Genomic DNA, 18,796 nt, shown 5'->3' on the forward strand with positions numbered 1-18,796 from the left:
GGTCATCTGGGTCCTGGACTACTGGGACGACCTCGTCGCGGACTTCCTGGTGTTCTACCGGATCGGCCTGGGTTGCCCGCTCACCATCGATGACCTGCACGCGCCCGAGTTCTTCGCCCTGGCTCACAGGGTGCCCGCTTACGGAGGGGTGATGGCGGCACGCATGGCAGCACAGCAGCAGGGCCCCACCGCCCCCACGCAGGGGGAGCGGCGTGAGGTGCCCTCGGACCATGCTGCCCTGGCCGCGGAGCTGGGTGACCTGATCGAGGTGGCGCATGCCTGACGGGTTCAAGATCGCCGATGCTTATGTAGAGATCCACGCCAAGGGACATGACCGTATAGGCCGCGAGGTCCGTGACAGCGTCCGCGGTGACCGCGACTTCGATGGGGCGGGTGACGAGGCCGGCCGTCGCTTCGGCTCGGCGTTCGGCGACGGCATCCTGCGGGGCGGACTGTCCAGCCGTATGAGGTCCCTCGGTGTCGAACTCGGCGGGCACCTCACCCGTGGTCTTCTCAGCTCGGTGTCGAGCCTCGGGTCAGTCCTCGCGCGCACCATGGGGTTGGCGACATTGGCCGGCGGGATCGCTGCAGTGGGCGGTGCCGCGGCCAGTTCGGCCGGATTCGTGACCGCATTCGCTGCTGAGCTGATGCCCCTCGGTGGGCTGTTGGCCGCAGTGCCTGGGGTGCTGATGACCGGTGTCGCAGCGCTCACCACATGGAAGCTCGCGACGTACGGCGTCGGTTCGGCGATGGCCGCCGTCTGGTCGGGGGACAGCAAAGCCCTCGAAGAGGCGCTCGCGAAACTCACCCCCGCCGCAGCCGCGTTCGTTGCCGAGTTCGAGAAGACCCTCCCTACTCTGAAGGGCTTCCAGGCTGCGGCGCAGACCGGGTTCTTCTCCGAGCTCAACGGCAGTCTCGCCCACTTCACTGACCTGCTCAAGGGAACTCAGCCGTGGATCGAAGGACTTGCGACCAACCTCGGCTCCCTCGTCAGGAGATTCCTCGAATGGGCAACCGGCTTCCAGCAGATCGAGCAGTTCAACACCATCCTCGGTAACACGTCCAGCCTGATCACAGTCCTCAGGAACTCACTGGGCCCGCTGCTGACCGGGTTCCTCGACCTTGCCACCGTCGGCTCGAACTGGCTGACCAGATTCAACCCGGCACTGCAGGACGTGATCACGAAGTTCGGCCAGTGGATGTCCGAGATCTCAGTGATGGGGACCGCCACGGCCTGGCTGAACGACGCCGTTGTGGTGCTCAAGCAGTTGGGCGGCATCGTCAAGGACGTCTGGCAGCTCTTCGCCGGGCTGTTCCAAGCCGCCCGTGACGCCGGAACAGGCGCCCTGGGTGTTCTCGGTCAACTGCTCGACGGCATGAACAAGTGGGTCAACTCCGCGAAGGGCCAGGAAGTCCTGGTCACGATTTTCAAGGCGTTGCAGCAGGTCGGCCAAGCGCTGATGCCGGTCATCACGTCCCTGGTGTCGGGGCTGGCGCTGGTCGCTCCCGCGGTCGCCGACGTCGCTAAGGCGGTCGGCCCGGTCCTCGCTGGCGCGCTCGACGCTGTCGCGCCCGCTATCAAGGCGCTCGCACCGGGGATCATCGCCGTGTTCGGCCAGATCGGGCGCGCCCTTGAGGACACCGGTCCCATGCTCAAGGTCATCGCAGACGGCATCTCCGGCGTTCTCAAGGTGGCATCCCCGCTGATCCCGATCGTGGCGGACATCGCCGCCACCCTGGCCGGGCTGCTACTCACCGCGTTGAAAGCCATCGCACCTGGACTGATCGAGGTCGGTAAGGCGCTCCGGGACACTCTGGCCAGCCCCGCCGTTAAGGACGCGGTCCGTCAGCTCGCGACTGGCCTGTCTAATCTGCTCATTGCGCTTGCCCCCGTGATCCCGCTGTTTGTCGACGGACTGGCCGCGATCATCCCCGGCCTGGTCGAGGTCATGAAGTCGCTGGGGGTCGCCCTGCAGATCTTGGGCCCGTCGTTTGATGACCTCGGCAAGACGATCGCCGACCTTTTGATCGCGGCGGCGCCGCTGCTGCCAGTCATCGCCAACCTCGCTGTGGCGCTTATCGACCGGCTCGGCCCGGCCCTCCCCACGGTGGTGAGCGCGCTCGTTGACATCCTGTCCGCCGTTGCCCAGTTGCTGCCTGCCATCGCTCAGCTTGCCGGGCCGATCCTGTCAGCCCTCGCAGGGGTGATCACGAACTATGTGGCGCCTGGCCTGCAGGTCCTGATCGGCTGGATTCGGCAGGCCGTGGACTGGCTGACTGGGAAGGGTCTGTCGGAGGACTCGTGGCTGTCGCGGGTGATCACGGCGGTCCGGGACAACGCGATGCCGATCTTCCAGCAGATCGGCGACCTGATCAGCAAGGTCGTCAGCGACATCATCGTCTGGTTCCAGAACAACCAGAGCACGGTGCAGCAGTGGGGCGACCGGATCATCTCGATCATCAACAACGCTGGGCAGATCATCTCCGGCGCGTTCCAGCTCATCCGTATCGCCTGGGACACCTTCGGCGGCCCACTGCTCGACACCATCGGGACGATGTTCGGGGCGCTTCTGCAGGTCATCGATGGTGCCATGAACTACATCAAGGGAGTCATCAACCTTGTCCTCGGCTTGATCACCGGAGACTGGCAGCGCGCCTGGGACGGGGTCAAGCAGATGTTCTCCGGCACTTGGGAAGCCATACGTGGGCTTCTCACCGGGATCCTGGAGCAGCTCAGGATCAGCGTCGGCGGGTGGCTGTCGGACATCGGGAACAAGTGGGGCACGATGTGGACCGGGGCGAAGGACCTACTCACGTCGACCTGGAACACCATTACCGGTGCCGTCTCCAACGCGACGAACGCCATCCAATCCGGGATCAGCGGATTCCTGTCCGGGGTGACGTCCAACTGGAACAGCGGCTGGAACTCGATCGGCAGCACTCTGTCCAACACGTGGTCGAACATCCGGAACTGGGTGAACGACGCGATCGGCAACGTCCGCAACAGCATCAGCAGCGCCCTGTCGGACATCTCCTCCGGCTGGAACAGAACCTGGGACAACGTCTCCGACTTCGTGTCGCGGATCTGGTCGAACATCCAAAGCTCGGTCGGCAGGGGCCTCAGCGACGTCCGAGGCGCGATCAGCAGCGCCCTGTCGAACGTGCAGGACATTTGGAACCGGGGCTGGGATTCCGTCTCGAACTTCCTGGGGAACGCCTGGTCGAACATCCGGAACGGGGTCGGTAACGGCATCAACTCCATGCTCGACGCGCTCCGGGGCGTGCCGGGCCGAATCATGTCCGCCCTGGGCAACCTCAGCAACATGCTGTACGACTCGGGTCGGTCGCTCATGAGCGGGTTCATCAACGGCCTGTACTCGATGCTGCAGGACGCCTACAACGCCGCGACCGACATCCTCAACCGGATCCGGTCGCTGTTCCCGTTCTCCCCCGCGAAGGAAGGCCCGTTCTCCGGCCGCGGCTGGGTGGAGTACTCCGGCCAGTCGATCACGCGAGGCCTGGCCCAGGGCATGGCGTCCGGGGTCGGTGCGGTCCACTCCGCCGCCCAGAGCGTGATCGGCGCCGCCGCCGGACCGATCGGTGTGACCCCTGCCGGGTTCGCCGCCTCAGGGACGACTGCACCCGCTGCTGCCCCTGGTCCCGCGGGCCGGTCGATCACCTTCACCGGTGACATCAACGTCAACGGAGTCCTCGACTTCACCAACCCGACGGCCATGACGAGATCCCTGGTGCTGAGCCTGCGCGAGGCCCTGCGGCAAGTTGAGACGGAGTACGCCTGATGCCCATCGTTCACGGCAGATCCATGGGCCCGGCCGGCGGGACCGGCACCCCACCGAAGGTGGAGATCACCCTCGTGGGGTTGGACGGCACTGTCCGCCCAGGGTGGTCGACGGACGCCGACGAGGAGGTCACGCTGACCACGCGGGTGCAGCCCGCTCCGGACGGCACCTGGTCGGTCAACCTCGTGGGGAACGCCCGCATCTACTCCCCGTGGGGCGACACCGTCTACAGGGTCACCGAGGGCTGGAACGACGACCTCGGCCGGCCGCACGTGTACTACATCGGCGTCCCCGCCACGTTGGGCCCGCACTTCGTGGGGGACATCCGTACCGGCCTGGTCCCTGACCAGCCGATTGAGGAGATCAACGGCGTCATCAGCGTTGAGGGTCTGACCGGGGTGGTGGACCTGTCTGGCATCTACGTGCAGCGGGCCGGGTCGACCATGACCGGCACCCTCGAACTCGACGCCAGCACCTCCACGGACGTGGTGCTGCAGGCGAAGGTGACAGGGGACACCCAGCAGCGACTTATCGTCCGTGCCTCAGGGGCGATCGAGCTCGGCTCGGGCAGCGCCACAGCGGACACCACTCTCTACCGATCGGCGGCGAACACCCTCCGCACGGACGACACGTTCGAGGTCGTCGCCTCCACCAGCACCACCGCCGCCCTGCGCACGCAGGCGAGCGGGGACACACAGCAGCGCCTCATCGTGGACGCCTCCGGCAAACACACCTGGGGCAGTGGGAGCAGCGCCGGTGACACGACGCTGTACCGGTCAGGGCTGGACGAGCTGAAGACCGACGACTCCCTCGTGGTCGGCATCCGGCTCGCGGTGGGCACGACAATCGGCTCGGACGTGGCGACGGTGGCCACGGACGGAACCAACGCCGGGCTGCTGGTCAAGGCCACCGCCACGGGCACCGCGGCCAAGGGTGTGCTCGCCGTCGAGACCTCCGCCGCTTCGAAGCGGGCCTTCGACTATCGGGTCACCGGGGACAGCGTCGCCCGGTTGAGCGTGGACGGGTCGGCTGGCAGCGGCTCCGGCACCCTGATCTTCGGCAACGGCACCACGGCGGACGTCAACCTCTACCGCAGCGGCGCGGACACCCTGACCACGGACGACACCCTCACGAGTGGTGTCGCCGTGCAGGCGCCGATCCTGCAAGGAGCGACAGTCCGCGGCGGCACCGGCTCGGCGGGCACCCTCACCCTGTCCTCGACCTCGCACACCACCAAGGGCAAGGTCCTCATCGGGTCCGCGTCGCTGGCCTTGGATGAGGCGAACGCCCGGATCGGTATCGGCACGACCTCGCCAGCCAACCCTCTCCACGTCCAGGGTGCGGCGGGGACGACATCCCTCGTGGCCCTGGATGCGTCGGGGGATACCCAGCGGCGACTCCTCATCGACGCCTCCGGGACGATGACGTGGGGGTCGGGCTCAGCTACCGGCGACACCACGCTCTACCGGTCGGCGACGGACACGCTAAAGACGGACGACAGCATGGTCATCGCCACCCGGGCGACGGTCGGCAACGCCTCTCTGCAGAACGCTCAGTTCCACGCTGAGGGCGCCGGAACCAACCAGGTGCTCCTCGCCAAGGCCACCGCTGCTGGAACAGCCACGGTCGCCGTCATGGCCGTTGAGACACCAACCACCGCCAAGCGGGCGATCGACTTCCGCCTCACCGGGGACACGGTGGCCAGGCTCGCCGTGGACGCCTCCGCAAGCTCGTCCGGCACCCTGACGTTCGGCGACGGGACAACAGCCGACACGAACCTCTACAGGTCAGCCGCCGACACCTTGAAGACCGACGACTCCTTCCACGTCGCGGCGACGTTCCGGCACCTCGGATCCAGCCTGGGGTTCTACAACGCCGCGGCCGTGGCCAAGCCCACCGTCACCGGGTCACGCGGCGGTAACGCCGCAGTCGCGAGCTTCCTCACCGCCATGGCCAACCTCGGCCTCATCACCGACAGCACCACCGCATGACACGGATGGAGGACCTGTGACGACCTGGGGCGCCATCCGCATCGGACGCCTGACCTTGCGCGAGACCACCACGGGGGAGGAAGGGCTGAACGCCCAGACCGGCGAGCGGTCGCTGAAGCTCACCGGTCAGGAGGCGAGCCCGCCTCTGCCGGCCGCAGAGCTGCTCGCCCGGCACGACTCGGTGCTCGGCCTGCACGGGGCGTTGGTGCAGGTGACGTTCGACGACAAGACGGGGCTCGACGGGTACTACGGGGTGACCGACGCCTCGGCTGTCCTCCGCAACGAGCAGGGCGAGATCCAGACCAGCGACTGGAGCGTCTCGCTGAAGCGGTTCGGCGGCCCCGGCGAGGTCGATATTCAGTCCCGGCTGACTGGCATCAAGAGGGCGAACGACTTCTCGTTGAGCGGTGAGGCGTGGCATGCCCCCGCCATCGGGCACTACGCATACTCCGCCGGCGCCGCGATCCCCTCGTCCATGACCAGGGCCACGGTGGACGGCACGATCACCGTGTACCGCGGCCTGACCTCGGGGACGAACCCGCGATGGGGATGCGCGCCGGCGGATTACCCGCTCGGGCGGGCGCGGCTGCTGTCGATGGGGCTGGAACGCACCGGCACCAACCAGCAGTTGGAAGCCTCCGGGTGGGAGCTGACGAACGGCCTGGTCCGCGTCACCCCCTCGTCGAGCGGCACCTTGCTCGTGGAGGCGTGGGGCGGCACCACGTGGGAGGCCAAGGACTGGACCATCTCCGACGGCACCCCCATCACAGGGTGGGACAGCGCGACCCTGGTCCGGAACGACTACGAGCAGACCGTGATCCGCCTCACCCGTGAGCAGGGCCCCAACGAAACCGGCAGGGTCGTCCTCGACATCGGGCTGCGGCGGGGGTCGCGCCTGGTCGAGTGCTACCTGCAGCGCTCCACGTCGGCCACCCTGTCGGCCTATCTCACCGCGGGGGAGGCGTACACGAACACGGCGTCCAGCGGCTACCTCGTCGCGTCCTCGAACGACGCCGACGGCAACAAGGCGACCTGTGGTTCGGCGCGGTCGTTCACGGCGCACGCCAACCTCGGCATCTCAAAGGCGTCGGTGACGGCGCTGGACTGCTATCTCGCCGCCGTGGTCGATGGGAGCAGCGCCGTTTCTGGGGACGCGGCGACCGACCTGCGGAACCAATATGTGGGCGCGCTGCCCGAGCAGACCATGGCGATCCGGAGGTGACCTGCGCATGCCGGTGACAGAGGTCAAGCAAGCCCTCGGCTCGTTCTCCATCAGCCTGCGGTCGTCGACACCGCAGGAACTGCTGGACGCCCTGACCTACCTGGGGCACATCGCCATCATCGAGGGCCGCCTCAACCCCAAGGAGTACGGCGACGAGCTGCTGTCCTCGGCCCGGTACGTCGGCGTGTACCGCAACCGCGTCAACGACGTCGACAACCGCACCCACAACGTGGATGGCACCTACCGCCTCAACGGCGTCGGCATGGCCTACTGGCTGGGGGACGAGAACGGCAAGGGCCCCGTCATCGAGTCCACGGCGACGTTCACGAGCAAGACGTTCGCGCAGGTGATCCGCGGCCTGCTCCCCACATCGGTGGTCGAGGGGACCCTGTTCAGCGTGGCCGGGACCTACAGCGGCCGGCATCAGTGGCAAACCCCGCGCAAGGCCATCGACTACGTGTGCACCACGTTCGGCGCCGAGTGGAGAGTAAACGGCGACGCCTCGTTGGACGCGGGGACGATCGACCAGCTGTACCCGCCCCGCGCTGAGGCGGCGATGCTGGTCAAACACGGCTACGGCCGGGACCTCAAGCTGACCGCCTATCAGGGGAAGATTGACTCGGCGGAGGATGTGGAGGAGTACGCCACACGGGTGGTGATCCTCGCCGAAGGGCAGGGCTCGTCGATCGCGACCGGGGCGGCGAACGCCGTGAGCGTCCCGTACAAGGACCTGTTCGGCCACCAGGTGAAACTGACCAAGGTCGTGTCCGAGTCGTCCACGGCGGGATCTAACGCCACGGTGCGGGCGCAGATCGAGCTGAACGCCATCTCCTCAACCCGCCGCTCCCTCCGCTTGGCCGCCTCGGATTACGACGTGGCGGGCACCCTGGGCGTGGGGGAGTACGTGTGGGTGTACGACCCCGACACAGGCCTGTACGACACCGCGAACGAGGTCATCTTCCGGGGGCAGCGGATCAACCCCGCCCGCTACCGCTGCGTAGAAATGACCTGGCCCATCACCGACGGCATGACCGTGGCGTTCCGGGACCGGGACGGCGTTTGGTGGGACCTCACCGACCACGTGAAGTTCGAGGACCGCGCTGATGTGTCCATCACCATCGGCGAACTCCCCCGCTCGCTGACCGGCGGCGGTTCCGAGCCGATCGGCCCCCGCCCCAGCGAGGACCTGTCGACGCCGGCAACACCGGAGTGGGACGTCCCGTTCACCACGCAGTCCTACCAGGACGCGTTGGGGCAGACCCGCGCCCAGGTGCTGCTGAAGTGGTTCACCCCGCTCAACGACGACGGCAGCACCGTCTTGGATGGGGACCACTACGAGATCCGCTACGCGGTCCACCCAGCCACGGACTGGCAACTCGTGTACGCCGCCTGGGACGCCACGAGTGTCCTCATCCAGGACCTGTCCCCGGGCGGGGACTACGACATCGGGATCCGCGCGGCGGACCGGTACCAGCACGCCTCCCCTTGGTCGGTCACGCAGACCATCACCGTGTCAGCGGACACCCTCGCCCCCTCGACGCCCGCAGCGCCTGTGGTTGCCGGGTCGCTGATCGCCATTCAGGTGGTGCACGAGCTGGGCAAAGCCAGCGGGGGCACCTTCAACCTTGAACCCGACCTGGACCATTTCGAGGTGCACGTCGGCGCGTCGGCGGTGTTCACCCCGGACGACACCACACTCGTCGGGAACCTGCCTGCGAACGCCGGCATGCTGATCGCCCAGGTGCCAGCCGTGGGGACGTTCCCGACCTCGGCGACTACCGCCCGGTATGTGAAGGTCATCGCCGTCGACACCTCGGGGAACAAGTCCACGGCGTCAGATGCCGCGGTCGCGACGGCGGACCTGATCGACGACGCTCACATCAGCGACCTCACCGTCTCGAAGGTCACGGCGGGGACGATCGGCGCGGACTGGATCGTCGGCGCCCGCATCAAAACCGCCAACACCGGAGCCCGGGTCGAGCTCAACTCCGGCGGGATCGGGGCGTGGACGTCAGGCAACGTCCAGACGGTCGCGATCTCCCAGGCCGACGGGTCGTTCCTGCTGCGCTCGGCCGCGACCGGGTCCCGGCTGGAGCTCGACACCACGGGCCTGCGCATCATCAACGCCGGCGGCACGCAGTTGGTGACCATGTCGACGTCCGGGTCCTTCACCCTGCGCTCCGCGAGCACCGGCGCGAGGGTAGAGCTGGACACGGGCGGCCTGCGCACCTACATGTCGGACGGGTTCCAGACCGTGGGTCTGCAAACCAGCGACGGTTCCTTCTTCCTGCGTTCGGCTGCGACCGGGTCCCGGGTGTCGATCGACACGACCGGGTTGAAGATCTTCAACGGCAGCGGCGTCACGCTGGTCGACCTCAACGCCTCCGGGTCGTTCACCATGCGCTCGGGAACCTCCGGCAGCCGGATCGTGATCGACCAGAACGGGTTCGAGGCGTACAACTCCAGCGGGGACCGGACGGTTGATATCAACGCTGCCGACGGCACAGTCACGCTCATCGGACGGATCTCCTCGTCGGAGACGGCACAGAAACGCCTGGTCATCAACCCGGGTCCGACGTTGGGAGCGTATGAGCCGGAGATCCGCCTGTACGAGGAGTACGACCTGGGGGAATATCACTACTTCACGCAGAACATCGGCAGCACCCACGCCTGCGAACTCGGCTCAGCCACCCAGTCGGGGAAGAAGATCCGCCTGCGCATGGAGTCCGCCGCCGGGTGGGACCTGCAGATGATGGACTCCACCATGACCAACGTGGTCGGCGGGTACATCACCGCGTTCGGCGCGATCACCATGGGCTATGCCGGGGCCAGCGGCGCGAGCATGTATATGGACGGGTCCGGCACCGTTCGCATCCGCGGGAAGTGGGCGACGAACTCCGATTCCGCGTTCGTCGCCGGGAAGGTCAACGTCAGCGGGACGGCCGGCACGATTTTCTACGGCTTCACATACAGCGGTAACCCTTACCCCGTGGCTCAGGTCCGCGCGGGCAACTCCGGGAGTTTCAACATGACCAACAATGCGCAGGACAGCTTCAGCTACGTGTGGACAGGGCCCAGCCTGAGCAACTCGGTGGACCATATCAACTGGTTCGGTATCCGGGGATGAGCTGGGAACTGACGGGCCTGGCAGACGACGACCAGGCGGACGACGGCGAGCGGTGGGTCATCGAGTACCAGGTTCCGCCGGAGGTCGCCCCGACAGGTGAGTACAGCGTCAGCATGCCGAAGGACTACGCGCTGGAACTGGCGGCGGTGTACGGCTACGACGTGGACGACCCCGACCACCGTGAGGATCTCATGCGGCACGTCACCTACCTGGCGTACGCGAGGGAAACGCTGCGCCGGGAGGGCCGCCTGGACGAGGTCCAATTCGACCCGTTCACCATGCCCGCCACTGAGGCGCGGGAGCGGGTGCAGGCCGCTTTGCGGGAGTTGGAGGCGGAGCGGCCGATCAGGCAGGCGGCGGAGCCGCAGGTGACCACCAGGGCAGCGCCGCGCATGCTGGCGGCACGAGGGAAGGCTGCGGCGCCGGACATTCACGCGATCCTCCGGGCGGACATGGAGCAGCGGATGGACCGCGACGCGGTTGAGGAACGCGCCCAGAGGGTGGAGCAGGTTCGGATGGAGAAGATGGGGAGGCAGCGGTGAGCGACGGCGAGCAGCGAGAGACGCTCCGGATCGATGTAGGGGCGTACGCGCGGGAGCTGGAGAAGCAGCGCAACGACCTGCTGCACGAGGCCACTCAGTTGCGCGTGGCGGTGGACCAGCTCATGGCGGAACGGGACGAGCTGCGGCGGCAGTTGGCTGAGGTCAAGGGCGAACCCGCCGCCGCCTGAGTACCATCGGATTGAGGACGCCCGCCTCTGCCACTGGGAAACCGTGGCACCCGCTGTACGGCGGCTGGGAGCGCAGCCCGTTCGAGCCGGGCCGGGCGACGGGCAGTTGTTGAAGGCTCTGCCTTAACAAAACGCTGATGGTGGGGCGACGGCTCGACGTCGGATGCGTACGACCGACGTTCTGGGGTTCGACTCCCCAGGTTCCGCGTAGCCAGCGCACTGCGCTGACGTCTGGAAGTGAGCGCCGGGAGATCCCGCCGGACGGCGGGGCCCGGCGCTCGCGCTTTCGCTTCCTGTGCTTCAGCCGAGGTTGGCGGCGAGTTCCCGGTACCGGTCGAGCAGCCCGGACGCGTCCAGCTCCTTGTGCTGGTGGTAGAACGACCAGTGCGACACCACCGCCGAGTCAACGATGATGTTCGCCATCCCCGCCTGCTTCGGCCGGTGCACGCTGTGCCAGAACTCCTCCTCCGCCCCAAGGTGGCCGGGCGGATCGAGCACCGTGTAGTCGGAGCCCATGGTGGCGAAGCACGACACGGAGAACTGCTGCCGCTCGGCCAACGTCACGGTGTGGTGCATGAACAGGTCCTCCACCGTCCCCGCCTCCACCTTGGACAGCAGCAACTCGTGCAGCTTCACAGCGAAGCCGCCGTCCGCCCACCCCACCGAGTCCATGCAGTACGGCAACTGCACCGACTGCCACCCGTCACCCGAGCAGGGGATACGCCGCTGCTGCTGGAGATGCCACGACACGACGGCGTTGTTGATGATGAGCCCAAACGCGCACAACACGCTGTCCCGCAAGGCGACCTTCGTCCGGGCCAGGTTGGCGATGGCATCGGGGTGCACGTACACGATGTCGTCGTCGAACCTCACATAAACCGCCTCGGGGTCGGTCATGTACCGGTAGGCGTACATGGTGTTTTTCTGCTTAGGGTGCTGGCGAGGGCAGCCCTCCGGCCGCTCCAACACCTTCACCCAGTCGTAGGTGGCGGCGAGCTCATGCGCGTAGGCCAGGTCATCCTCCTGCCCGCTCGGGTCGCAATTCGCGTACAGCCACCACTCGTCCACCACCCCCGCCGCGTGGTCCCGCTTCATGTACTCCGCGAGGATGCTCACGGTGCGGCGTCGGCCGTAGGGAGTCCAAGTAATCACCGGGTGGTTGTCGATCACGGCCAGTTCCCTTCAGCCTTAAGAATGCGAGTCGCGTCGTCACAGTCGATCTCCTCGGCGCCGCAGATCGGGCGGCACCAATCGCAGGTGGCGTAGTGCAGCACCAGGTCATCCGACCAGCCGGTTGCCTCGCGGAACGCGGCCAGCAGCGCCGCTTCCTGCTCTGTCATGGCGTCAACGCCTCCTCCCACAGCGGGGCTATGGCCTCGGTCGTGTGCTCCCGCGCCAGTTCGCGGGCCGCCTTCCCCATCCGCTGGCGCAGGTCGTCGTCGCACAACTCGCGGAGGTAGGCGTCCCACTCGTGGTCCTGTCTCACGAGGAACCCCGTCTCGCCGTGGCGGACGAAACGCCGGTACGGCTCGATGTCGGAGGCGATGATGGGGATCCCCAGCGCCGCCGCCTCAAGGGCCTTCGTCGGGGCCTTCGCCCTGTTGAACGCCGTGCTCCTGTACGGCGCCACCCACACGTCGAAGTCGACCGCCGCGAGGTACGCGTCAGGGTCGTGGATGGGCGGCGTGCACCGCACCCGCGAGTGCTGCAACCGCGCCTCGCGGATCGCCTCGGCCGGCAGGCCCAGCGTGTGCACCTCGACATCGGCACGGCGATCCAGCAGCCGGCGCAGCGGACGCACAGCAAGGGACAGCTCGGCGAGGGTGGACGGCGTGCCAGCCCACCCCACCGTCAGCCGCCCCTCACGGGCGGGCATCGGGCGGTCGAGCAGGTAGGCGGGGACACCGTTGGGCACCACCCGCACGTCGTCATGCAGCGGGGCCAGGACCTCCGCCAACCGCTCCGAGCAGACGGTGACACGGCAGGCCGCGGCGATGTTGTCGCGGATGCGCTGCTGCACCTCAGGCTGATTGAAGAACCGCCCGTTCGGCGCGCCCAGCTCCACGCTGAACAGGTCGTCGTCCAGGTCGTACACAATGTGCCGCCCCTGGCGTGCCCACTCCTGCCAGCTGCCGGTGGGGCCGGGCATGCACGTCCGCTGCGCGAGGACGGTGTCGGCGTCGTCCCACTCGGCCGTGTACCGCACGTCATGCCCCACCGCGTGGCCGCGAGTGGCGAGCTCCTTGAACGGCTCCACGATCCGCCACCACGCGCACCCAGCGCGGTCGGCCTGCCAGCCGAAGAGCCTCACGCGACCGCCTTGGCGTAGGCGGGGAGCCAGTTGCGGGCGTACCACTCCACCGTCAACGCGACACCCTCATGCAGGGGAACGAACTGGTCGGCGTCCAGGCCGATCTGCGCGAGCGTGGTGACGTTCGCGGACACCACAGCGTTGGGCACCTCACCGGGCCGCATCGGCAGATGCTTGATCTCCACAGGGTCGCGGCCGGTCAGGCGCGCCGCCTGCACGGCGACCAGGCGGGCGATGTCGTTCACCGTCACACTGTCCGCGGGGCCCACCTCGATGGGCTTCGCGGGTGCCTTGATGGACGCCCTGGTCTGCTCCAACGCGGTCACGAAGGCCTTGGCGACGTCGGTGACGTACACGCAGTCGCTGATCTGGGTGCCGTCGCCGTACACCTCGATCGGCGTCCCGGTCAGGGCGCGGCACGCCATCGCCGGGAGGATCTTCCTCACCTTCGAGGAGCCGTACGGGGCGGCCACTGACTGCCGGGGCCCGTAGGCATTGACCGGCCGCACGATGCTGATGCGCCCACCGCGGTAGGCGTTGAACATCCGGGCCCAATCCTCCGCCGCCGTCTTGCTGATGGTGTACGACCCGGCGCCGTGGTCACGCATCCAGTGGTTCCCCACGCCGGCGTACACGACCGGGAGCCCGTACTGCGCCGCGGCCTCGAAGACGTTCAGCGACCCGAGGATGTTCGTCTCCGCTGACGGTCGGGGGTTGCCGATCGTCTCCTGCGTCCCCAGCACCGCGGCGAGGTGGATGATGCCATCCACATGCGCCGCCAACTCCGTGACGGCGGTGGAGTCTCGGACGTCGCCGAGCATCACCGTGATGGCGTCCCGGTCGTACGAGTCGAGGCCGAACATGATCTGCGGGTCGATGCGGCCCTGGTGGTCGAACACGGTCACCTGATGCCCTCGGGCGACCAGGGCCTCGATGATGTGGCCGCCGATGAAACCGGCGCCGCCGGTCAGTCCAACACGCACAGTGGGTTCCTCGTTTCTACGCGGTGAGGCGCTCGGGCTGGTTGAGGTGTTCGGCGGCCAGGGTGAGGAGTTGCCACACGCGGGTGCGGGACAGCCCGAAGTCGGCGGCGATCTCCGTGCGGGTGTAGCCGTCGAGGAGCTTGCGGGCGATGTCCGGCAGCCGGGGGTCCACCTGGGCGAGTTGCCGGATCAGTGCCTCAGCGTGGATTTGGGAGTGGGCGGCGTCGATGGGCGACGCCGGGTCCCGGGGGTCGCGCTGCTCATTCGGGTGCCAATCGCCGGACCTGTTGTCGATGCTGCTGAGGTTGGCCTGGCAGCCGCCCAGGGTTTCGGACAGGGAGATGACGGTGGGGCGTTCCCCGCGGCCGGTGCGCTGCCTCAGCCCATCGATCAGGCGGTGCCGGATCCGCACCGCGAGGTACCGGTCCAATGCCCACCGGTCAGGGTCGTAGGACTGGAGTGCCTGCCAGAGGGCGAGCATCCCGTCGGAGATGACGTCGTCCCAGTCAGCGGAGCCGGGTTGCACGAGACGGCGGGCGAGGGAGTGGACGAGTGGGGTGTGCCCGGTGATGGCGGAGTCCATCGTGGCGTGGCAGGGGCAGGGCCCGCTCATGGGTGTGTCTTCTGGTGCATGTAGCCCTTCCCCCGGGGCTAGGTGGCGATTACCTCCAAGTATGTCGATTACATACAAGAAAGACCATTTGAACCGGACCTTTTCTGTAGGTATGCGACAGGAGTTTCATGGACACGCCGAAGCGGCACCACCCGGCGGACACGTCGGCCCACCTGCTCTCGGCTCGCCACGGGATGTGACCAGTGGACCTGGCCGCCATCCCGTGGGTGCAGGGCTCCCTCGTGTCCATCGCCCTCGCCCTCATCTTCGGCGGGGTCGGCATGGTCTTCAAAGGCATGCTGATCCCGCGACGCAACCACGCTGAACTCGTCGCCATCCTCGAAAAACGCATCACGGAGAAGACCGAGGAAGCGCGCGAGTACAAGGCGGCATGGCTCGCCGCGGAGGCCGCAAGACATGAGCAGGACAACCAGTTCGCCGAACTTATGGAGTTCGGCCGTACTACCGACGCCTTCATCCGCTCCCTGGCTTTTGCCGCAGGTCAGCCTGATGAAGGTCCGCGCCATGTGGAGGCGTAGACGGCCGGGCAAATGCAAGCCGCGGCCGGAGGATGCGCCCGCGCTGGACGAGGCACGCAGAGCCCGTGAGGCCAGTGAGGAACGCCTGGCCGCGGTGCGGGAGCGCTGGCCGGAGGTGGCGCAGGTCGCGGCGTCGCTTCGGCGGCATCGGGAACGGAACGGGTTCGCCGAACTCGTCACCAAGGCGTTGGGGGGCGGCGATGGTGACTCAGATGCTGGGTAGCGTCCTGATCGTTTGCACGGCTGTCCTCGCGGACGCCTGCACGCTCGTTTATGGGTTTGGGTTCCGCTGGTGGCGGGACTCGACCGGCCGGCACCTGTTCTCGTTCATGGCGTCGATCGGGCTCGTGGCTTCGTTGTGGGCGGTGCGCCTACTCGCTGGGGACACGCCGTGGTTCGCGGGGGCTCGTCTTGCGGCGTTCGGCCTGGTGCCGTGGGTCCTTGGCTGGCGTCTGCTGATCATCCTGCGGGCGTTGCCGCAGGAGCGGCAGCGGCGAAGACTCTCCCGCGGGGACGGTGCGTAGGGCGTTTGTCGGTGCTGCCGCTTATGCTCGGCGCGGGTCCTGCTCGGTCCCACCGGAAGCGCCGTCTCCCGTCGCGCGAGGCGGTGAGGCGGCGCTTTCCTCATGTCCCCAGTCCCGGCGCCGGCGCTGCTCCCGCACCCGGCGGACGAGCAGATCGGCGAGGCGGTCGTCAGCGGTCTCCCTCATGCCGCCCATGGTGACGCCCCCGCGTGGGGCCACGCCACCCGCTCCGTAGGATCACCCCCGAACCACCAACACCCCGGGGGACCGCATGGCCGACTACGACTTCAAGCCCGAACTCATCGCAGCCCAACGCGACTTCCTCACCGCCGAGGCCCGCGTCGCCGAAATCAACGCACTGATGCCAAGGCCTACCGCCATCGCCGCCGGCGAGGCGAGCATCCCCGACGAGCTACGCCAGGCCCGCGAGCAGGCGTGGGCGGAGCAGGACCGCGCCATCGCCGTCCTGTACGACCAGCAGGCGTGGGAGGGCATCCCGCAGGCGGAGCGGTTCAAGGCGCGCATGCAGCTCAAGCAGGCCGCGAAGTCCTGACAACGCGAAGCGCCCCCATCCTGCGTCGTGCAGGGTGGGGGCGCTTTCGCCATGCCCGGGATCAGACGGCCGGCGGCTCGAGTATGTCCTTCGTCCAGTACGGCTCGAGGTTCACGAACAGCGTGAGCCAGTCGGCGCCGTACGGCCAGCGCGCCACAGCGCCATCCTCCACGAGATGAAGCAAGGTCCGGGACGGCGGACTCGATCCGATCTCGAGCGGGACCGACCATGGGTCAACGGTCACCGGGAGCATGACCGGCTTCATTCCAGCTCGAGAGCACGGAGCCAGGAACGAGACGCCAGAGGCCCGCTCCACACGTATCGGCTCATGCCAGGAGAGCGTCCCGTCTTCGTCGGCCTGGTTCTGCTCGAGGTCGACGTCCGCCCGGAACGGCCCGTACAGCTCAGACAGCCTCGAGGCGTTGCGCTCGCGGTCCGCATCACGGCCAGGCCCACCCTCGAGGCTGGGCCCGCCGACGCGAATCACGGCGAAGACGCCGGCCACCAAACCCGCATGCACTCGAGCGAGGGCGGCGACCTGCTCCATCGGCCACTGCTGCGGCGGGGACATGTGGACTTGGCCGATCGCGTCGATGTACCACTGCTCGAGGTCGCGGGGATCGTCTGCGGTCGAGATCCAGTCCTGCACCTTCGCCAGGGTGGCGGTTGCGTCAACGTCGCGGATGATGCGCTTGAGGGCGTCACGGGCGAGGGATTCGTGGACTGACATGAGGGCTCCGTCAGGGGCGCTGAAGCGCTCGGTAGATGGCGGGTCGGCTCACGCCGAAGGTGTCGGCGATCTCCTGGACGGTGTGCATCCGCTTGCCGTCGTCGCCTCGAGCTTCGTACATCATCCGGGCCTGGGCGGTACGGGTCGGGGTCATCTTGGTTCGCCGGCCGCCGACGCGTCCTCGAGCTCGAGCGGCCTCGAGCCCGTCGAGCGTGCGCTCCACGATCATGTCGTGCTCAAACTCCGCGTAGGCGGCGATGATCCGGAAGAACAGCCGGCCTGCGGGGGTAGAGGTGTCGATGCCCTGGCCGATCACGCGGAAGTGAACGTCTCGAGCCTTGAGGACCTCGAGCACGATTTCGTGGAGTTGCTTCGCGGACCGGGCCAACCGGTCCAGCTTCGTGATGACGAACGTGTCGCCGGGGCGAAGCACGAGAAGCGCGGTGTCCAACTCGGGCCGGCGCTCGAGCTTGCCCGACATCTTGTCGATGAAGATCTGCTCGCATCCGGCGGCAGCGAGTGCGTCCCGTTGGGCCTCCGGGTGTTGATCCCGTCGAGAGACGCGGCCGTACCCGATCAGTGCCATGTGTCCACCCGGTGATTGTGTATCGGAAACGTTGCTGGCGTTACGTAGTTTTCGTCCACGGGTTTCGTTACAGGTCGCTCCTGGGGATTCGCCCTCGCGACTGTGCCGTCTCAGATTCGATCGTTTCCGTACGGCGCATGTAGCGGTCAGACGTCGCCGGCGTCCCCGACCCGATCGCGTCCCGCAGTTGAGCGATCGGCGCGACGCTCTCCTCGGCCAGAGCAGCAGTGGTCTGCCGTAGCGACTGCGGCGTCACACGCTCAGGCTGCTCGAGACCAGCCTCCCGGGCGATCCGCTGCACCAGGCCGAAGAGATAGCGGCGATCCACCCGGCGCCCCGTCGCCGTGGCGAACAGCGGACCCTCGAGCTCTGCAACCGGCACGCCGGCATCCCGGGCCCGATCCTCGAGATAGCGGTCAACCGCGGCGGCTGTGGCGGCGGGCAGCCTGCGCGCCCGCCCTCGCCGGTTCTGCGCTGCGAGCCGCACAACGCGGAACCCTCGCTCCGTCTCGAGCGAGGACACATCGAGATCGGGCACGTCCGACACTCGAGGGCCGACAGTCAACGCGAGCCGGATCACAGCGGATGTCCGCAGGGCTGCCTGCCCATAGTCGGCGTCCGCCCAGGCAACCATTGCTCGAGCCTCATCCGCGCTCAAGCAGGCCGCCTCGAGGTAAGCACCGCCGCGGCGAGGGCGGTCGGTCGCGGCAAAGCTCGAGGCCGTGATCGCGCCGTTACTGGCCAGGTAGCCGTACCAGTTGGAGACGGCGGCCAGCTTCGCCGCCACCGTCGTGGGCTTGCTGTTGCGGGGCGGCACCTCGAGCCACCGCGCCCACAGGTTGCCATCCCCTCGAGTCGCGGCCAGCGGATCGATCCCTGCGGCGGCCGCGAACGCCAGCCACTGAGAGAGGTGAACGCGGTACGCCCGGCGGGTCGCCGCTGAGCGGAACGACAGCAGCCACTCCATCGTCAGCCGCTGGATCCGGTCCGGTAGCGGGGAGGGCAGCTCGAGGTCTCCGGCGGCCGCGCGCTCGAGTGCGTGGGTCACGGTGCTCCTTCTTGGTCGCGGGAATCGGCATTCTCATAG

General features: G+C 67.7%; 19 protein-coding genes. 10 read left to right on the plus strand and 9 right to left on the minus strand.

Going from position 1 to position 18,796, the window contains the following annotated elements:
* Nucleotides 1-49 precede the first annotated feature (49 nt).
* The 7 genes from FLW16_RS06760 to FLW16_RS06790 are packed head-to-tail and all read left to right on the plus strand — an operon-like array spanning nucleotide 50 to nucleotide 10,870.
* Nucleotides 50-283 (plus strand): hypothetical protein, encoded by a 234-nt coding sequence (locus FLW16_RS06760; protein ID WP_142558739.1) that lies wholly within the window; start codon nucleotides 50-52, stop codon nucleotides 281-283.
* Nucleotides 276-3,800: a hypothetical protein gene (locus FLW16_RS06765; RefSeq protein ID WP_142558741.1), complete on the plus strand. Its 3,525-nt coding sequence runs from the start codon at nucleotides 276-278 to the stop codon at nucleotides 3,798-3,800. Before FLW16_RS06760 ends, FLW16_RS06765 begins: the two co-directional genes overlap by 8 nt.
* Nucleotides 3,800-5,791 carry a hypothetical protein gene (locus FLW16_RS06770; protein ID WP_142558743.1) on the plus strand — a complete coding sequence of 664 codons (1,992 nt, stop codon included), beginning with the start codon at nucleotides 3,800-3,802 and terminating at the stop codon, nucleotides 5,789-5,791. The genes FLW16_RS06765 and FLW16_RS06770 overlap by 1 nt, the downstream gene beginning before the upstream one ends.
* Nucleotides 5,792-5,807: 16 nt before the next feature.
* Nucleotides 5,808-7,013, plus strand: coding sequence for a hypothetical protein (locus FLW16_RS06775; protein ID WP_142558745.1), 1,206 nt, complete (start codon nucleotides 5,808-5,810; stop codon nucleotides 7,011-7,013).
* Nucleotides 7,014-7,020: 7 nt separating this feature from the next.
* A complete protein-coding gene (locus FLW16_RS06780; protein WP_142558747.1) occupies nucleotides 7,021-10,140 on the plus strand; it encodes a fibronectin type III domain-containing protein in 3,120 nt (1,039 codons plus the stop codon).
* Nucleotides 10,137-10,682, plus strand: coding sequence for a hypothetical protein (locus FLW16_RS06785; RefSeq protein ID WP_142558749.1), 546 nt, complete (start codon nucleotides 10,137-10,139; stop codon nucleotides 10,680-10,682). Before FLW16_RS06780 ends, FLW16_RS06785 begins: the two co-directional genes overlap by 4 nt.
* Nucleotides 10,679-10,870, plus strand: a complete 192-nt coding sequence (locus tag FLW16_RS06790) for a hypothetical protein (RefSeq protein ID WP_142558751.1) — start codon at nucleotides 10,679-10,681, stop codon at nucleotides 10,868-10,870. Before FLW16_RS06785 ends, FLW16_RS06790 begins: the two co-directional genes overlap by 4 nt.
* Nucleotides 10,871-11,170: 300 nt before the next feature.
* Here the strand turns inward: FLW16_RS06790 and FLW16_RS06795 are convergent, their stop codons facing one another.
* The 5 genes from FLW16_RS06795 to FLW16_RS06810 all read right to left on the minus strand — a co-directional run bounded on the left by FLW16_RS06795 (nucleotide 11,171) and on the right by FLW16_RS06810 (nucleotide 14,777).
* A complete protein-coding gene (locus FLW16_RS06795) occupies nucleotides 11,171-11,965 on the minus strand; it encodes a hypothetical protein (protein WP_142558753.1) in 795 nt (264 codons plus the stop codon).
* Nucleotides 11,966-12,036: 71 nt separating this feature from the next.
* Entirely contained in the window at nucleotides 12,037-12,210 is a 174-nt protein-coding gene (locus tag FLW16_RS43470; RefSeq protein WP_185949284.1) for a hypothetical protein, read from the minus strand.
* Nucleotides 12,207-13,181, minus strand: a complete 975-nt coding sequence (locus tag FLW16_RS06800) for a glycosyltransferase family 4 protein (protein ID WP_142558755.1) — start codon at nucleotides 13,179-13,181, stop codon at nucleotides 12,207-12,209. Before FLW16_RS06800 ends, FLW16_RS43470 begins: the two co-directional genes overlap by 4 nt.
* Entirely contained in the window at nucleotides 13,178-14,164 is a 987-nt protein-coding gene (locus tag FLW16_RS06805) for an NAD(P)-dependent oxidoreductase (protein ID WP_142558757.1), read from the minus strand. Before FLW16_RS06805 ends, FLW16_RS06800 begins: the two co-directional genes overlap by 4 nt.
* A 16-nt stretch (nucleotides 14,165-14,180) precedes the next feature.
* On the minus strand, nucleotides 14,181-14,777 hold the full coding sequence (locus FLW16_RS06810) for a sigma-70 family RNA polymerase sigma factor (protein ID WP_142558759.1): 597 nt from the start codon (nucleotides 14,775-14,777) through the stop codon (nucleotides 14,181-14,183).
* Nucleotides 14,778-14,980: 203 nt separating this feature from the next.
* Here FLW16_RS06810 and FLW16_RS06815 point away from each other — a divergent pair, with 203 nt between their 5' ends.
* Together FLW16_RS06815 and FLW16_RS06820 are read left to right on the plus strand one after the other, a co-directional pair.
* On the plus strand, nucleotides 14,981-15,316 hold the full coding sequence (locus FLW16_RS06815) for a hypothetical protein (protein WP_142558761.1): 336 nt from the start codon (nucleotides 14,981-14,983) through the stop codon (nucleotides 15,314-15,316).
* A 212-nt stretch (nucleotides 15,317-15,528) separates the two neighbouring features.
* Nucleotides 15,529-15,840 carry a hypothetical protein gene (locus tag FLW16_RS06820; protein ID WP_142558763.1) on the plus strand — a complete coding sequence of 104 codons (312 nt, stop codon included), beginning with the start codon at nucleotides 15,529-15,531 and terminating at the stop codon, nucleotides 15,838-15,840.
* Nucleotides 15,841-15,861: 21 nt separating this feature from the next.
* Here FLW16_RS06820 and FLW16_RS43475 read toward each other — a convergent pair whose 3' ends face one another.
* Complete coding sequence (locus FLW16_RS43475; RefSeq protein WP_185949285.1) at nucleotides 15,862-16,026, minus strand: hypothetical protein; 165 nt, start codon at nucleotides 16,024-16,026, stop codon at nucleotides 15,862-15,864.
* Nucleotides 16,027-16,111: 85 nt separating this feature from the next.
* On the opposite strand from FLW16_RS43475, the gene FLW16_RS06825 reads away from it, so the two are divergent.
* The gene (locus FLW16_RS06825) at nucleotides 16,112-16,393 is read left to right on the plus strand and encodes a hypothetical protein (protein ID WP_142558765.1); all 282 of its coding nucleotides are present in this window, start codon (nucleotides 16,112-16,114) and stop codon (nucleotides 16,391-16,393) included.
* Nucleotides 16,394-16,454: 61 nt separating this feature from the next.
* On the opposite strand, the gene FLW16_RS06830 is transcribed toward FLW16_RS06825, so the two are convergent.
* The 3 genes from FLW16_RS06830 to FLW16_RS06840 all read right to left on the minus strand — a co-directional run bounded on the left by FLW16_RS06830 (nucleotide 16,455) and on the right by FLW16_RS06840 (nucleotide 18,757).
* Nucleotides 16,455-17,123, minus strand: a complete 669-nt coding sequence (locus FLW16_RS06830; protein ID WP_142558766.1) for a hypothetical protein — start codon at nucleotides 17,121-17,123, stop codon at nucleotides 16,455-16,457.
* Nucleotides 17,124-17,133: 10 nt separating this feature from the next.
* On the minus strand, nucleotides 17,134-17,709 hold the full coding sequence (locus FLW16_RS06835; protein WP_142558768.1) for a recombinase family protein: 576 nt from the start codon (nucleotides 17,707-17,709) through the stop codon (nucleotides 17,134-17,136).
* A 67-nt stretch (nucleotides 17,710-17,776) separates the two neighbouring features.
* Nucleotides 17,777-18,757, minus strand: coding sequence for a tyrosine-type recombinase/integrase (locus tag FLW16_RS06840; RefSeq protein WP_142558771.1), 981 nt, complete (start codon nucleotides 18,755-18,757; stop codon nucleotides 17,777-17,779).
* Nucleotides 18,758-18,796: the final 39 nt, after the last annotated feature.

The organism is Microbispora sp. KK1-11 (assembly GCF_006874435.1).
In the GTDB taxonomy this organism is placed as follows: Bacteria; Actinomycetota; Actinomycetes; order Streptosporangiales; family Streptosporangiaceae; genus Microbispora; species Microbispora catharanthi.

Excerpts from the sequence above, each read along its gene's own strand:
- FLW16_RS06795 (WP_142558753.1), bottom strand. The coding sequence starts at position 11,965 with ATGAAGCGGGACCACGCGGCGGGGGTGGTGGACGAGTGGTGGCTGTAC.
- FLW16_RS06765 (WP_142558741.1), top strand. The coding sequence starts at position 276 with ATGCCTGACGGGTTCAAGATCGCCGATGCTTATGTAGAGATCCACGCC.
- FLW16_RS06825 (WP_142558765.1), top strand. The coding sequence starts at position 16,112 with ATGGCCGACTACGACTTCAAGCCCGAACTCATCGCAGCCCAACGCGAC.
- FLW16_RS06770 (WP_142558743.1), top strand. The coding sequence starts at position 3,800 with ATGCCCATCGTTCACGGCAGATCCATGGGCCCGGCCGGCGGGACCGGC.
- FLW16_RS06835 (WP_142558768.1), bottom strand. The coding sequence starts at position 17,709 with ATGGCACTGATCGGGTACGGCCGCGTCTCTCGACGGGATCAACACCCG.
- FLW16_RS06820 (WP_142558763.1), top strand. The coding sequence starts at position 15,529 with ATGCTGGGTAGCGTCCTGATCGTTTGCACGGCTGTCCTCGCGGACGCC.
- FLW16_RS43470 (WP_185949284.1), bottom strand. The coding sequence starts at position 12,210 with ATGACAGAGCAGGAAGCGGCGCTGCTGGCCGCGTTCCGCGAGGCAACC.
- FLW16_RS06810 (WP_142558759.1), bottom strand. The coding sequence starts at position 14,777 with ATGAGCGGGCCCTGCCCCTGCCACGCCACGATGGACTCCGCCATCACC.
- FLW16_RS06780 (WP_142558747.1), top strand. The coding sequence starts at position 7,021 with ATGCCGGTGACAGAGGTCAAGCAAGCCCTCGGCTCGTTCTCCATCAGC.
- FLW16_RS06785 (WP_142558749.1), top strand. The coding sequence starts at position 10,137 with ATGAGCTGGGAACTGACGGGCCTGGCAGACGACGACCAGGCGGACGAC.
- FLW16_RS43475 (WP_185949285.1), bottom strand. The coding sequence starts at position 16,026 with ATGAGGGAGACCGCTGACGACCGCCTCGCCGATCTGCTCGTCCGCCGG.
- FLW16_RS06830 (WP_142558766.1), bottom strand. The coding sequence starts at position 17,123 with ATGTCAGTCCACGAATCCCTCGCCCGTGACGCCCTCAAGCGCATCATC.